The 13,431-nt window shown below is 59.1% G+C and carries 14 protein-coding genes; 5 read left to right on the forward strand and 9 right to left on the reverse strand.

Going from position 1 to position 13,431, the window contains the following annotated elements; genetic code table 11:
- Positions 1 to 13: 13 nt before the first annotated feature.
- The 3 genes from DK366_RS14935 to DK366_RS14945 all read right to left on the reverse strand — a co-directional run bounded on the left by DK366_RS14935 (position 14) and on the right by DK366_RS14945 (position 2,179).
- Positions 14 to 565 (reverse strand): hypothetical protein, encoded by a 552-nt coding sequence (locus DK366_RS14935; protein WP_109126356.1) that lies wholly within the window; start codon positions 563 to 565, stop codon positions 14 to 16.
- Positions 566 to 811: 246 nt separating this feature from the next.
- Positions 812 to 1,807 carry an aldo/keto reductase gene (locus DK366_RS14940; RefSeq protein ID WP_109126357.1) on the reverse strand — a complete coding sequence of 332 codons (996 nt, stop codon included), beginning with the start codon at positions 1,805 to 1,807 and terminating at the stop codon, positions 812 to 814.
- A 51-nt stretch (positions 1,808 to 1,858) separates the two neighbouring features.
- On the reverse strand, positions 1,859 to 2,179 hold the full coding sequence (locus tag DK366_RS14945) for a carboxymuconolactone decarboxylase family protein (RefSeq protein WP_109126358.1): 321 nt from the start codon (positions 2,177 to 2,179) through the stop codon (positions 1,859 to 1,861).
- Positions 2,180 to 2,340: 161 nt separating this feature from the next.
- Here DK366_RS14945 and DK366_RS14950 point away from each other — a divergent pair, with 161 nt between their 5' ends.
- The 4 genes from DK366_RS14950 to DK366_RS14965 all read left to right on the forward strand — a co-directional run bounded on the left by DK366_RS14950 (position 2,341) and on the right by DK366_RS14965 (position 6,180).
- Positions 2,341 to 3,240 (forward strand): LysR family transcriptional regulator, encoded by a 900-nt coding sequence (locus tag DK366_RS14950; RefSeq protein WP_109126359.1) that lies wholly within the window; start codon positions 2,341 to 2,343, stop codon positions 3,238 to 3,240.
- A gap of 255 nt (positions 3,241 to 3,495) precedes the next feature.
- Positions 3,496 to 4,077, forward strand: coding sequence for a PAAR domain-containing protein (locus tag DK366_RS14955; protein ID WP_109126360.1), 582 nt, complete (start codon positions 3,496 to 3,498; stop codon positions 4,075 to 4,077).
- A gap of 4 nt (positions 4,078 to 4,081) precedes the next feature.
- Complete coding sequence (locus DK366_RS14960; protein ID WP_109126361.1) at positions 4,082 to 4,840, forward strand: peptidoglycan recognition family protein; 759 nt, start codon at positions 4,082 to 4,084, stop codon at positions 4,838 to 4,840.
- Between the two features lie 689 nt (positions 4,841 to 5,529).
- A complete protein-coding gene (locus tag DK366_RS14965; protein ID WP_157956562.1) occupies positions 5,530 to 6,180 on the forward strand; it encodes an SGNH/GDSL hydrolase family protein in 651 nt (216 codons plus the stop codon).
- Between the two features lie 61 nt (positions 6,181 to 6,241).
- Here DK366_RS14965 and DK366_RS14970 read toward each other — a convergent pair whose 3' ends face one another.
- A complete protein-coding gene (locus DK366_RS14970; protein ID WP_109126363.1) occupies positions 6,242 to 6,988 on the reverse strand; it encodes a TlpA disulfide reductase family protein in 747 nt (248 codons plus the stop codon).
- 1,283 nt (positions 6,989 to 8,271) lie between these two features.
- On the opposite strand from DK366_RS14970, the gene DK366_RS14975 reads away from it, so the two are divergent.
- Positions 8,272 to 8,745 (forward strand): DUF1456 family protein, encoded by a 474-nt coding sequence (locus DK366_RS14975; protein WP_109126364.1) that lies wholly within the window; start codon positions 8,272 to 8,274, stop codon positions 8,743 to 8,745.
- 203 nt (positions 8,746 to 8,948) lie between these two features.
- Here DK366_RS14975 and DK366_RS14980 read toward each other — a convergent pair whose 3' ends face one another.
- The 5 genes from DK366_RS14980 to DK366_RS15000 form a co-directional block, all read right to left on the reverse strand.
- Positions 8,949 to 9,470 (reverse strand): hypothetical protein, encoded by a 522-nt coding sequence (locus DK366_RS14980; RefSeq protein ID WP_109126365.1) that lies wholly within the window; start codon positions 9,468 to 9,470, stop codon positions 8,949 to 8,951.
- Positions 9,471 to 9,585: 115 nt separating this feature from the next.
- On the reverse strand, positions 9,586 to 10,791 hold the full coding sequence (locus tag DK366_RS14985) for a WD40 repeat domain-containing protein (protein ID WP_109126366.1): 1,206 nt from the start codon (positions 10,789 to 10,791) through the stop codon (positions 9,586 to 9,588).
- 714 nt (positions 10,792 to 11,505) lie between these two features.
- Positions 11,506 to 12,630 (reverse strand): hypothetical protein, encoded by a 1,125-nt coding sequence (locus DK366_RS14990; protein ID WP_157956563.1) that lies wholly within the window; start codon positions 12,628 to 12,630, stop codon positions 11,506 to 11,508.
- Positions 12,631 to 12,687: 57 nt separating this feature from the next.
- Positions 12,688 to 12,930, reverse strand: coding sequence for a hypothetical protein (locus DK366_RS14995; RefSeq protein WP_109126368.1), 243 nt, complete (start codon positions 12,928 to 12,930; stop codon positions 12,688 to 12,690).
- Between the two features lie 150 nt (positions 12,931 to 13,080).
- The gene (locus DK366_RS15000; protein WP_109126369.1) at positions 13,081 to 13,386 is read right to left on the reverse strand and encodes a DUF1161 domain-containing protein; all 306 of its coding nucleotides are present in this window, start codon (positions 13,384 to 13,386) and stop codon (positions 13,081 to 13,083) included.
- Positions 13,387 to 13,431 lie beyond the last annotated feature (45 nt).

Genomic DNA, 13,431 nt, shown 5'->3' on the forward strand with positions numbered 1-13,431 from the left:
GCACGTTCATGGCTTACGAAACGGTGCCATCCACCAGCGACGCCGAGCGGTTCTTCCTGAAAGTCAGCCAGAGCGCTGACAGCAGGAAATACAGGCAGCCAAACGCGGCGTAAGGGGCGAGTTGTGCGATGCCCGGCGCGATGCCGAAGGATCGCTTGATGAAGATGACGCCTGCCAGCGCCGACTGTGCGCCGCTGATGATCATGAACGCCTGGCCGCCCAGCTTTCGGCGGCTTATGCCCACGGCAAGCTGGAACAATCCGGCGAGCAACGCCCACACACCAAACACCAGCACCGCGCCCGCATTGCCTTGCAGCGCAAAGGCGATCGCCATGCATACCGCGGTAATCACGCTGGTGAGCGCATTGAATTTCTGCCCCGGGTTGGCCTGCAACCCGCCACTGCGTTGAGCATCCATCACGTTCGCCACTGCATCCCATGCGGGGTAGAGCACCAGCAGCGCACCGACGATAAACGCGGGTGCCGATCCCAGCAGTACGGCCAATGCGGCCCACACAAAAGCAACGCCCGCACGAAGGAAATAGAAGTTACGCAGTGATGTCATGGCGAATCCTTGGGAAATACCAACCAGTTGGTAGGTACTTCGAAGGAAACGCCGGCCGGGTTACATGGGGCCATGAAGTTTGCGGACCGGCCACGGAGGCATTGGCGTGCCCGTCGATCAACGATTCACCGCGAACGCGTGGCACGCGTCGTGTGGGCGATGTCTGCTTCCGGGTGAAAACAGACATCGCGTCGAGCCATCAACCAGTCGCCTTCGACTGCTGCTTGTACGGGCGGCAGCCCATCATCAACGGCCGATGGTGGCCATCAAGTGCGGCGGATAGCGGTCGCCTTCGATGTGGATCGCGGCAGCGGCTTTCTCGATCTCGGCCAGATCGCTGGCGGTCAGTTCCACTGCGGCAGCCGCCAGGTTTTCTTCCAGGCGATGCAGCTTGGTGGTGCCCGGAATCGGCACGATCCACGGCTCGCGGGCAAGCAGCCATGCCAGTGCGATTTGCGCCGGCGTCGCCTGCTTGGCGGCGGCAATGCGGGTCAGCAGATCCACCATCGCCTGGTGCGCGGCCATGGCTTCGGGCGAGAAGCGCGGGAGATGCTTGCGGAAGTCGTTGTCGCCGATCTTGGTGTCCTTGTTCATGGCGCCGGTAAGGAAACCCTTGCCCAGCGGGCTATAGGCGACCAGGCCAATGCCCAGCTCCCTGCACGTATCCAGGATGCCGTTGGTCTCCGGGCCGCGCGTCCACAGCGAGTACTCGTTCTGCAGCGTGGTGACGGGCTGCACCGCGTGTGCCCGACGCACCGTCTGCGCGGCGGGCTCGGACAAGCCAAAGTGGCGCACCTTGCCTTGTGCGATCAGGTCCTTCACCGCACCGGCCACGTCTTCGATGGGCACGTTCGGATCGACGCGATGCTGATACAACAGGTCGATGGTCTCGACGCCCAAGCGCTTCAGCGATGCTTCGGCCACGGCACGAATATGTTCCGGCCGACTGTTCAAACCTTTGTTCTGCCCCGTCGCGGCATCGATGTCGAAACCAAACTTGGTGGCAATCACCACCTGGTCGCGAACGGGTGCCAATGCCCTGCCCACCAGCACTTCGTTGGTGAACGGACCATAGACTTCCGCCGTATCGAAGAATGTCACGCCGCGATCGAACGCGTCGCGAATCAGGCGAACGGAGTCGCTATCTGAAAGCGCATGGCTGTAGCTGAAATTCAGCCCCATGCAGCCAAAGCCGATGGCCGAGACGTCCAGGCCACTCTTTCCAAGCTCGCGTTTTTGCATGGCTCACCTCAATGCATTCATGAAAAGGGAAACAACGTGTGTCGCGGCGGCTCAGGGGTTTTCCTCGAACACCTTGCGCGCGATACCCACGGCGCTGCTCGCTGCCGGCCAGCCGGCATAGAAGGCCAGATGCGTGATCACCTCGACCAGTTCGTCGCGGGTGACACCGTTCTGCTGCGCAAACTTCAAGTGAAACGGCAGCTCGTTGATGCGGTATTGCGCGATCAACGCGGCCACGGTGATCAGGCTGCGGTCGCGCTTGGATAGTTCCTTTCGCTCCCAGACCTCACCAAACAACACTTGCTGGGTAAGCCGGTCGAGCGCGGGCACAACATCGGCGAAAGGGCCTTGGGTTTTCTGGGCATCGGCCATGGCCGGGCTCCTTGGGGGAGTAAAAACGTCGCCAGGGCGGCGCGTGGATGCACGCCGGGCGGGGAAGGCCAAGCCAGTGTGGTCCCGCTGCGCCTATCTGATAAGACGGCAAATATCGAATGGACTTATGATTCCCATCGATCAATCGCATCGGCGCGACCATGAGCGGCGAGAACTACAACGATCTGCAGGCGTTCCTGGCCGTGGCGCGTGAAGGCAACTTCACCCGCGCCGCTGCGCAGCTGGGCCTGTCGCAGTCGGCGCTCAGCTACAAGATCCAGGGGCTGGAAGCGCGGCTTGGCCTGCGCCTGCTCACCCGCACCACGCGCAGCGTGTCGCCCACCGAAGCGGGCGAGCGGTTGCAGCAGGCGCTCGCACCCAATTTCGAGAACATCGACGCGGCGCTTGCCGGGCTGAGCGAATTGCGCGACAAGCCCAGCGGCACCATCCGCATCACCAGCAGCGAACATGCCGCCGCCACCATCCTGTGGCCCGTGTTGGAAACATTCCTGCCGAAGTACCCGGACATCCGCGTGGAAGTGATCAGCGACTCCACGCTCACCGATATTGCCGCCGAACGTTTCGATGCCGGCATTCGCCTCGGCGAGCAGGTCGCGCTCGACATGATCGCAGTGCCCATCGGGCCACCGACGCGCCTTGTCGTTGTGGCCCAACCGGCCTACCTGGACGCCAAGCCGCCCATCGCCACACCACACGACCTGACCCGACACGACTGCATCAACCTGCGCTTCCTTACGCATGGCGGCCTGTATGCATGGGAATTCGAAAAGGGCAGCCAGGCACTCAACGTGCGCGTGGAAGGTCGACTGACCTTCAACAGCCTTCAAGGCATCCTCACCGCGTCACTCGCTGGCTTCGGTCTGGCCTACCTGCCCGAAGACATGGTGCTGCCGCACATCCAGGCCGGCCGTTTGCACCAGGTGCTGGACGACTGGTGCCCGCTGTTTTCCGGCTACCACCTGTACTACCCAAGCCGGCGACAACCATCGCCCGCGTTCGCGTTGCTGGTTGATGCGCTGAGGTATCGCGCTTTTGGTTAAGGGTGGGGCGGAGCCGCGAACGGGCCAGATATGGGCGACTGGTTAATGTGGAGTTGAGCGGCACGATTTTCCGCCCGGTCCTAGACATCCCTACCGGTACTTCTGTCTTCCTCCGTTAAACCGGCACGCTCCAAATCGTCAGGGCAAGTCGCCTACAAGCCCGTGCGGCCTGCTTCCCTTGGCGTGAATTCTCTGTGGCGAGAAAGTGCCGAATCGCGTCCACGGCGCCCCCTTCGTTGATGAACAGGGAAAGATATGAAGCGTTACCTAATTACACAGGGCGCCAAGACAACTGCTGGCGGTACGGTTTTGGAAGGAGAAAGCGCAAGCACCGTTAGCGGTGTGCCCATAGCTTATGAAGGCGCACACGTCTACTGCCCTTCCTGTAATAGCAATGGAGTGGGCGCCAACGTTCAACCGTTTCACACAAGCACGTTGAACGGCAAACAAGTTCTACTGGAAGGCGATCTTTGCGTTTGCAAATGCAGCCCGTCGCCCAAGCTTCTGGCAGCGCAATCGCTTGCCTGCCAATCATTCGAAGAGCACGAAGCGCCCCTGCGTAGTTTCGAGCAGCGGCCAATGGGTGACGCAGCAAGGCCCTCGACAGCAGCCTCGCCAACGCGGATCGCCACGTGTTGGGTCTTGCTGCGCGACAGCACGACAGGTGAGCCAATGCCTAATCACGTCGTCGTCGCAGAAGTTGGCGGCCGTCATGTGCAAGGTTTTACGGATGCCAACGGATATGCAGTCATTCGCAGTAACGAATCGCTGGAGGTGAATTTTCATTCTGTTTTTGTCGCGCCGCGTCGCACACTAAAATTCGATAAGGGAATGTAGCCATATGGCTGATTACTTCATAAAACAATGGACTAAAGCCACAACGAGCGTAGGCAGCACGAAAGACGAAGCGATTGAAATTAGCGTAAATAACCGTGCGGCAACGCGGCAGGCGATCATCGACCAGTTGCGGTCGAAGGGCCTTCGAGTGCGTACTCGCTCAGCCTGGAAGGCCGAAGACATTGCCAAGGGGGTGGTGAAAGATTGGAACTATTCGGGCATAGCCATTCATCACGCCGGCAATAGTTTCAGTTGCTCGGCAGATGGTGTGGAGCAAATGCGAAAGGCTGAAGCCATTGACCTAGGGCATTTTGGACAAGTTAGTTATCACTATGCAGTGGATTGCGCAGGGGTGGTCTATGAAGCGTTGGACATTCGCTATCGCGGTGCCAACATCGAAGGCAACAACACGGGGGTGATTGGCATCGTCTTGCTAGCGGACCTTAGTCTGCCTGGTGAGGCCATAGAACATGGCCCTGGTGCCTGGGCTACGACCCAGAAAAAGGGTTTGTGGCATGGCTTCAAGGAACTGATGGGGGAAGCATCCGACGCCGTTGATTTTGGCTACGATGTGCCAAGTGATAAGCAAGTGGAATCCACTTCACTTCTTTGCCATGCCCTCGCAGACTTTTTCGGTATCAGTAAGCTTGGAGGCCATGGCGAGTGGGCCGCGCTGAAGGGGAATAAGCGGGCTTGCCCGGGCGCTTATGGTCTTGTAGTGGCTCGCGTATTGCGCAACGAACTGAAAGTGAGCGCGCCTTGATTAACTGGCGGATCTGTGGCGGCACATTGCTATGTTCTGTCGCTTTCATCGTCGCAGGGCGCTACTACCTAGGCAGCGAACGGATCGTGGGTGACCACGAAGTGGGGACCTCATGGGTTTGGTTCGTGAAGCGCAGGCCGGCCTGGCAATATGAATTTATTAATCCTGCGTGGCCTTATTTGGATGCGAAGGATATGGAGCGTCTAACGCCAGATGAACGAATGCGATTTCGCGGGTTTTGCGAAATCAGGTACGGCGTGAGCGATGTAGAGCAGTGTTACCGCACGATGTGTGCTGGAACAGTTGGAGCAACGGACGGATGTTGGCGATGGACTGGGCCGCCAGTACGCACTAAGACGAATATCTAGTGACGGTGTACCGCTGTGCGTACCAGCCACATTCTTGCGTGTGCATGATGAGCCGAGACGAGGGTTCGCTCTTCAGGGGGTAAAGCAGACCTGGGTCCTTGGTCCGAGGGACTTTTCTCTGCGGACATAATGCCGCCATTGATTCCCCTTCCCGTGCACAAGGGGAAAGCTGTAGTTATATGAGGTCGATACCCTTCAATCGATGACATTTACCTTGTTTGCAATTGACGGCTACAGGTCTAGAGAAGATCTTGCCTCGCCGATAAGGAGTTCGATGATATGGGGAAAATAGCATCGATATGTCGCTTGGCGACCGTGGCCATGTTCGCTGTTTCGGCTTCGCAAGCTGTATACGCAGGTTCCGCACTGCCCAAGGTGCTCATCATTGGCGACTCCATTTCGGAAGGCTATACGCCGCATGTCGTCGCGCTGCTTCGCGGCGAGGCCGAGGTGAGCCGTATTCCGGAGAACGGCGAGACATCCGCCTATGGCCTTGAGCACATGGACGACTGGCTGGGTTCCACCCGGTGGGATGTCATCAGCTTCAATTTCGGGCAATGGGACTTCTGCTATCACAACCCTGCGCTGCCGGAGTCGAACGACCGCGACAAGGTGCATGGGTCGATAGCCATCAGCCTTGATCAATACAAGGCGAACCTCGAGAAGATCGTGGAGCGTCTGCAGAAGACGCATGCGCATCTTGTCTGGGAAAACACTACGTTTGTTCCCGAAGGCGAAAGCGGAAGAAACGTCGAGGACGCCATTCGCTACAACCAGGCGGCGCAGAAGATCATGCAGCAGCACGGCGTTGCGGTGGTCGATCTCTACGACCTGACCAAGGGCTTCGAGCCCGGGTTGTTCAAGCGGCCACACAATGTCCATTACTCGGACGAGGGATATCAGAAGATCGCGGTGGCCGTTGCGCAGGGCATTCGGCAATCCTTGCCGGCATCGGTGCATCGCTCGCCCTGATAGGGCGACGGCGTGAACCCTGCGCCGGGCGGAATTCTCCGCGTGTTTCCAAGGCTGCGCGTCAGTGTTGCGCAGCGATGTGGCTCTGCACCCACTGGTCGATGCTTCCTTCCGTCACGCTCTGGCTGCCCGGCGCCTTGATGGGCCCCAGCCTCGTTGCAAGCAAGCGGCCCTGTTCGTCAATCAGTGCCAGTGTCGGCGTGCCCCATAGTCCAAGATCCCTGAAGAAGGGCGCTGCATTGGCGGCGGTCGGCCACGCGAAGCGTTCGTGCTTGACCAGATCGCGGATGTAGATGTCGTTATCCGGCGCAACGGCCAGCGTCTGCACGTCGGGATGTGCCGCCTTGTACGCATTCAAGGCCGGAATTTCGTCCAGGCAGGGCCCGCAGCCGTAGGAGAAGAAATCGATAAGCGTCACCTTGCCTTTGAACATCGCATTGGACACAGGCCGGCCATCCACCGTCGTCAGTTCAAATGGCGGCACAAGCGCGCCCTTTTCCAGCTTGCTGGCGTGCCCATCGGGCAGCGGTACCAGGCCCCACGCCACGGGTTGGCCCATCACGAAAACCAGCTTGCCGTTGTAAGCGGGCTGGTCCACCGAGTAACCCTGGCCCTGATTCACTGCGCGAAGAAAATCCGGTTCGCTCAAGGACGAACCATCTGCCCGTCGAAAATAGAGCCTGGTGGATTCATCCACCTCCCATTTTTTTCGAAGCGCTGCGTCATCCACCGACGCCGTGCTCGCAAGGCCGGTATGCGCGACGCAGAAGGCCGCGACAAGCAGGAAAGCAGTCAGCCGAAACGTCATGACCTCACCTGGATAAGGCGCAGTGGCCGCATGTTGGCTTTCAGGAAGTGAAAATCCGGCAAACGGCCCAGGGTTCTTTCGTTAGCTGGCTGAATTCATCTTGCGTCGAAAGGAAGGCCCTGTGGAATCCATGGGCCGGAGGCAACATTCCTGATGCTTTCATGCACCGCGAATACGCTGGTGACCGTGGCAGGAAGCGCGGCATCCTGCGCCTGGTTGCCCATGCAGCATGTTGCTGCGGTCTCGCTTCGCTGGGTGTGGCGCACAGCATGCAACACGGCGCGCCACAGGGGCGATCAACGGGCTCGCAACAACCTTACGCCAGCCTGCGGCTGGCTGCTTCCTCGTACCGATAACGCACTGCGCGGTTCGCGCCAGCCGAGACAGCCGGCATGGCACGCATCGATGATTCGCCCGTCCCTGCATGCCGTCCCTGATGTGTTGCATGCAGAGTCACACGTCGCCGTCCGTGGACAACGTGGTTGTCACCTAAGCGGGTCGAAAGTGCGGGTGGCGCGGTGCCGCGCGGGCGCCGTGTCAGGTTCGCCCTATGCGAACTGTCGGGGATGAAAGCGAGGTAGTCGTCTTGCAGGAAAGACGCGCGTGCGCGTGCCGTATGATCCGGCGTAGCCATGATCAACTCCAAGGTAGTTGTTGATGGTCAGCGGGTCGTATGGGCTCCTACCCATGCGACCCGCGCTACTCACAGCATTGCTGCTGGCCGCTCGCAAACCCCGTCCGAAGACCCCGCGAGCAACACGACGACCGTATCAAAGGTCGCTCACCCGGGATGTAGGGATTCATCGCCAAGCCGCGCGATCCGCTGGCGTGTTGGGCGGTAGTGCATGGCGTGTGGTTCGGTGCGTGCGTCGGTGAAGCGGCAGGCACCTGGCGCAGGAATGCCTGCTTCCGGTCGAAAGTGCACATAGGACGCCCCCGACAAACGGGACGGAGGTAGTTAATTGAATACACGGAAGGCATCGCACGAAATGCGCACGTAGGCGCCACGCCGCGTTCAGCGCAGCCCATGTGATGGCTTGCGACCGGCACTTTCTCGATACCTGCACGCCAGCGTAGCCAGATATGTGGGCGCGGCTGAGCTAAAATCGGGCCGCCCAAGTGAGCCCGGTCTCCGGATGACGTGCGAAGGCGGTGGGTAAGCAGCGCTCTCCGCCAGGCGCGGCGCATACCGATGACATGGACGCCAGCTTGGCCCCAGCCAGGCTCACGAATTGACAGGTGCCACACCCAAAGGCCATGGGGCGTGCATCACAGGACAAGCAATGATCAATAACGACGTACTACGAAGCGTGCGCTACATGCTCGATCTCAGCGACAACAAAGTTGTCGAGATCATCAAGCTGTCTGATGCCGATAGCCCGATCGATAAGTCGGACGTGCAAGCGTTCCTGAAGAAGGACGATGAAGAAGGTTATGCCGAGTGCGGCAATCAGGTGCTCGCACACTTTCTCGACGGGTTGGTCTTTTACCATCGCGGTAAAGATGAAAGCCTCCCGCCACGACCGATCGAAAAACGCGTTACCAACAACGTGGTGATGAAAAAGCTGCGTGTCGCTTTCCAGCTCAAGGATGTCGACATGCACCAAGCTTTCCAGGACGCCGGTTTTCCGATCTCCAAGCCGGAACTTACCGCCCTGTTTCGCCAGCCCGGCCATAAGAATTTCCGCCTCTGCGGAGACCAGCTGCTTCGAAACTTCCTCAAGGGATTGACGCTGCGCGTACGGGGAAACGGCTGAACGTACTTTGCGGCGGGGGCTTCAAGTCAGTGGATGAAGCCCTCGGAATCTCGGCTCGACCTCGCGACATGCGCTTGGCCCAGCGACGTCGACATGAATCCTTTCCGAGAAAAGGGTGCCAGGGTGCACTTCTTCCAAGGTCCGCTCCGCGTCGGAAGCGGCCATTTCGCGATGGGCCATTGGCCTATGTGATGGGTTGTCCTTCAATACGCATCGGCTACCGCAACGGGTCGGTATTTCACGATGAACCGGCGCAAGAGCTCGCCGGCAAATAGCCACCCGAGCGTCATGGCCACGCAGAACATGAGCAGTGCCCAGGATTGGGCGACGTCCGCACGTTCGGAGATATTGGTGGCGTATCGAGACGGCCTGTTTATCTCCGGCTTCTCGCGCAGGTATGTCACCGGGAGGAGATTCTGCCCTGCCTTCAACGCGCGCCAGGTAGACGTGTTGATTTCTGTCCAGGGATCTTCCCGACCAAACTCGTCGGTAGTCCCATAAACGCGGTCGCCGATGGAGAAAGCGTAGCGAACCTCATAACTTCCACGGTGAACACGCCTGTCAACAATCGTTGCGGAGAGGGAAGTCGGTCTTAGCGGATCCCAAAACGCCTTGGTGTCCTGAACCGTCCTATATCCCGCAGGAACGAGAAGCACGACGGGGCAAAAGCATGCCCACACCACGATCAGAACCCACCATCGCCTGAAGTCGTCAATCACGTGCATGGGGTTTCCCCGTTTCCATACATGGATAACCGTAGCGTTGCTTTGGCATGCCTTCCTGGGCGTCCGTTTGGGGTCGGAAGAGGACATCGCAGGAACGCCCGGGCACGCATCGAAACTACTCGATACGCGCTATGGAAATCGATGAGCCATCGCCGGTCGCAAGCCACTTACCATCAGGACTGACGGCAATACTCTCGTGGCCGCCCTTAAACCAAAATGCCGGCTTGCCTGTATTTGCATCCAGGACCAGATTCCGGGCCTCATTGGAACCAGGCCTGGCTGACCCCTTCAGATAAATATATGCGCCATCGGGGCTGATCGACGCGTTCCGTTGATCGAGCTCGCCGGGGTATTTGTGAGTGACCAGCTCATCGATCGACGCATAGGTGAGAACGTCCATGGTCTTGGTACTAATAATGTGACCAAAGCCCGCAAGAACCCTGCCACCCTGATGATCTGGCAAGAGAAACGGAAAGCTGACCAACTGGTCTTCGTACCACGTGCGCGACACACCGTTGCGCTCAACGACATGGGGAAGCGAGGGTGCGAGCATCACGGTTGTTGGCGGGCGCTGCCCCGTGAGATCGATCAAGCGCGCCACCGCATCATTCTCCTTGAAGCCGAGCTTCGCAGACTGGGCAGTGGCCTCCGCACCTGCTTCATTTCGGCGCACAGAGCCAAGCACCAGCACCTGGCTGTCGCCTACCCACGAAAGCGCCCTGATGTACAGGTCTTTCTCGTCTACCTCCTGGTAGCTCCAGTCGTCAACGTTGTAGATTCGGAATACCGAGCTGCGCGCGATGGGGGCATTTTCTGCCAGCACCTTACTCCCGTCGCTATTGAAGTGCAGTGCGTAGGCAGAAACAGATGCGGGCGCCTCCTTGGCGAGCGCTCCCGTCATCGGGTTCCAGAATTGAATGGGATAGGTCCGGCCGCTATTGCCGAACGTAAGATACTTACCGTCCGGGGTCCAGGTCAGCTCAACGCCTGGATAATCACTGAAGCTGCGGCTTATCGCGATGTGCGATCGCATTCGGTCTTCTTGCACGTCCCAAACGACCACTGCGTTCGAACCGTCGGCAAGCTTTTCGACAATGCCTAGATATCGACCATCGGGGCTGAAACTCAGACCCATAACGTAAGGCCTCTGCCCCTCACCCGGTAGATCGATGGTTCTAGCTGCCTTAAGCGGAGGCGGCGCCGGCGACATCGATGATTCAACCGGGGCGCTAGCGCCCGCCAACGCCGTTTTTGTGCCAGATACAACAAGTGCCCCAAGAATGCCCAAGGCAAAGATGGCGTGGCGTGTCGCCAGATTCATGGATCAATTCCTCTTGATGTCAAATCCGAGATGCCTGCTTCGGGTCGAGAGCGGACAACCATGCCGTTTGGAAAATCGTCCTAGGTCCCTGGATCACAGATCCCCTCGGGGATGCGGCGGTGGTTGTGGCCCAACCGTGAATACCTGGTGCGATAGGTCTTCCCCCGAAGCGTGGACGGTGTCGCAAGCCCACCAGTAGGGTTGCGGATATCGCTTCAAGGCTCGACTCAAGTGCTCACTGTCATCTGACCCGTTGGGCAGTACGTCGAACTTCTGCGTGCTACCCGGGGGTAACGGCGGATTGAGACGGATGGTCAACGGGATGGCGAGTGCTGGCTGGCCATCGGTGCGCACGTTGTCAGTCCGGCAACTGACGCGAACCGTGAGCCAGCTGTGTCGGCTTCGATTTGCAACTTCACCCATGATGTGGGGCGTGTCCTGCTTATCGAGGTATGGCGTGGCATGAACATATACCGACCCTTCGTCCAGAAGTGGAGGCGTGTTCAATTCACCCGCGAAGACAGGGCTTGCTACGGGGAACAGCACAAGCGCAGACATCTGAAGCCATCCTCGACGCATTCGACGTGTCATGTTGGGTAGCCCTGTCCTGCAGGTTTGATGTTCGCCTCGGCAAACGGGACGGAGGTAGACAATTCGCACAATGGCGGCGGGACTTAACTACCTCCGCCCTTTCTGGCCGTATCGTTATTGCCATCACCACGCCCCCGCTACCCGAATACTCGTGACGCAGTAGCGATCGCCGAGTTTGTTCGCGAGAAAGTCGAGGTTTGAGTCCTTGCCGTCGAGCTTGAATGCCTGGGAATACGCTTGACCCAGCAGTGCCTTCTTCTCCGCGGCAGGTGTCCACCCGGCATCGAGCAATCCGGTTTCGACCATGCTTGCCGACAAGCAGCCCGGCTGACCTGCATCGTCGACAAAACTGAAGCTGGGAATGGAGATGGTCAGCGCAGAGCTTTGCCCGTTCGGAACCACGCCGGGTTGCACGCTCTGATACCCAGGGCCGGTTACGTCATAAAACAATCCGAAGTACCAGCCGTCGCGCGCCCTGAGTTCGCGTCGTGCGGTGCTCTTGTAGCCCATGGCGATGGGTGTGAATGTCACATGCAGTGACTGCTGCAGTTCTTCCGGTCCGATGTAGCCGTTGTGCAGGCGAATCATTGCCATGAATGTCTGCCAGAACTCCGCGGCCGTGAATGGAGGGCGCGCAGGTAGTCGATTGGATATCTCGGCAGGAATCAGGGTCGCCACGGTCGGTCCGGCATCCCTGGAAAAATAGAAGATCGACAGCGAGACGCGCTTGGCGCAGTCATCTTTGCTGGCCGACTCGATCCGTAGTCTTGTGCCACGCCCGGCAGGCGAATCGTAGGAGATCACGTCATAAGTGCTGGGGCTATCAGCTATCGGCATCACCATTTTCGCGAGGCTCAATCCCACTTCGGCCGGGAAATTGGCAGGTTTCAGGCAATATGACTTGTCCAGGGAAAGGGCGAGTTCTTCATGGGCCGCATGAACTCCGCCCTTGTCCGTTTCAACTCTAAAATCCATTCGAGTCAGGCCCCAAGGATTGGCGCCGATCCGGTAAGTCAGGCTCAGTCCTTCGGACTGGTATCCATAGGTGCTCGCCAGCTCTGGCTTGCTGATGGCGATGTTCAGTGCCTTGGCCAAATCCTCTGGGCGAGGCAACGCCGGCCTGCCTGCCCAGGCGCCGAGTGTCTTCTCCAGGTGGTTGGATGGCTCCCTGGCAACCCGATCACCGCGAGCACCGATCATCATGGCCGCAACCATGACCATGCACAGCCTTGCTCCTTCGATATTCATCGCTGACTCCGCTTCATGCGCCGATGTGTTTTCCCGCCAGTGGTTTGCAGCGGACGGTCAGCCAGTGGAGCCTTGATTGCCGCCGTCCCGAAGACGCTTGATCTCTTGCTTCAGCTCGTGAATCGCGGCGGATTGCCGGTAGAGAACGAGGCTTACGAAGGCGAAGCACATTGGCAGATAGATGAGTGGCCCTGTCCATGCCCCTATGCCGGTCCCCGAGTTGTAAAGGACGGCGATGGCTACAGAAAAAGCGCACAGCCCAGTCGATGCCCAAATGCCGGCCACTTCTTGATGTGTCATTGCTCTGCTCCGAGTGACGTAAACCGGGTTCTGAAGTGTCGCGCTGGCCAGCGTTTGGGGCAGCTCAGCTGCGAACGACGGCTGCGATGGGTGCAGCCAGGGCTTTAAGCCTTCGCATCCGTTCTTCCCTTCCGCGCAAGCTTTCGCTGATCAGCCGCCAGTCTGGCCCGAGCGCATGGGCGCGGGAGCCGCTACGGCGGGTGCATGGTTGGTGTTGTCGGTTCCGGCCGTGGCTGGCGCACGGGTATAGATGATGGCCTTGTCGCCTTCGCAGTGGCCGACCACGGTGCCGTTGCTCTTGTCGGCTTGATCGGTGGGTACGACATCCAGGCTGTAGTTGCTTACGCCGTTCGCCTTGATCTTGGCGTCGATGTCGGACTTCACGGTGTCGCACGAAGCGTGGGCGAACAGCGGCAACGTCAATGCGAACGCGATGATGGACAGACGAATCTTCATGGCTTCCCCTTGTGGACTTGTTTCGATGGTTGATATCCGTGGCGG

The sequence above is a fragment of the Dyella sp. C11 genome, from assembly GCF_003121485.1.
In the GTDB taxonomy this organism is placed as follows: domain Bacteria; phylum Pseudomonadota; class Gammaproteobacteria; order Xanthomonadales; family Rhodanobacteraceae; genus Dyella.

Bases quoted from the DNA above. Each gene is read 5' to 3' on its own strand.
- DK366_RS14975 (WP_109126364.1), top strand. From the start codon at position 8,272: ATGATCAATAACGACGTACTACGAAGCGTGCGCTACATGCTCGATCTC.
- DK366_RS14960 (WP_109126361.1), top strand. From the start codon at position 4,082: ATGGCTGATTACTTCATAAAACAATGGACTAAAGCCACAACGAGCGTA.
- DK366_RS14950 (WP_109126359.1), top strand. From the start codon at position 2,341: ATGAGCGGCGAGAACTACAACGATCTGCAGGCGTTCCTGGCCGTGGCG.
- DK366_RS14955 (WP_109126360.1), top strand. From the start codon at position 3,496: ATGAAGCGTTACCTAATTACACAGGGCGCCAAGACAACTGCTGGCGGT.
- DK366_RS14935 (WP_109126356.1), bottom strand. From the start codon at position 565: ATGACATCACTGCGTAACTTCTATTTCCTTCGTGCGGGCGTTGCTTTT.
- DK366_RS14980 (WP_109126365.1), bottom strand. From the start codon at position 9,470: ATGCACGTGATTGACGACTTCAGGCGATGGTGGGTTCTGATCGTGGTG.
- DK366_RS14995 (WP_109126368.1), bottom strand. From the start codon at position 12,930: ATGACACATCAAGAAGTGGCCGGCATTTGGGCATCGACTGGGCTGTGC.
- DK366_RS14985 (WP_109126366.1), bottom strand. From the start codon at position 10,791: ATGAATCTGGCGACACGCCACGCCATCTTTGCCTTGGGCATTCTTGGG.
- DK366_RS14945 (WP_109126358.1), bottom strand. From the start codon at position 2,179: ATGGCCGATGCCCAGAAAACCCAAGGCCCTTTCGCCGATGTTGTGCCC.
- DK366_RS14940 (WP_109126357.1), bottom strand. From the start codon at position 1,807: ATGCAAAAACGCGAGCTTGGAAAGAGTGGCCTGGACGTCTCGGCCATC.
- DK366_RS14990 (WP_157956563.1), bottom strand. From the start codon at position 12,630: ATGAATATCGAAGGAGCAAGGCTGTGCATGGTCATGGTTGCGGCCATG.
- DK366_RS15000 (WP_109126369.1), bottom strand. From the start codon at position 13,386: ATGAAGATTCGTCTGTCCATCATCGCGTTCGCATTGACGTTGCCGCTG.
- DK366_RS14970 (WP_109126363.1), bottom strand. From the start codon at position 6,988: ATGACGTTTCGGCTGACTGCTTTCCTGCTTGTCGCGGCCTTCTGCGTC.
- DK366_RS14965 (WP_157956562.1), top strand. From the start codon at position 5,530: ATGTTCGCTGTTTCGGCTTCGCAAGCTGTATACGCAGGTTCCGCACTG.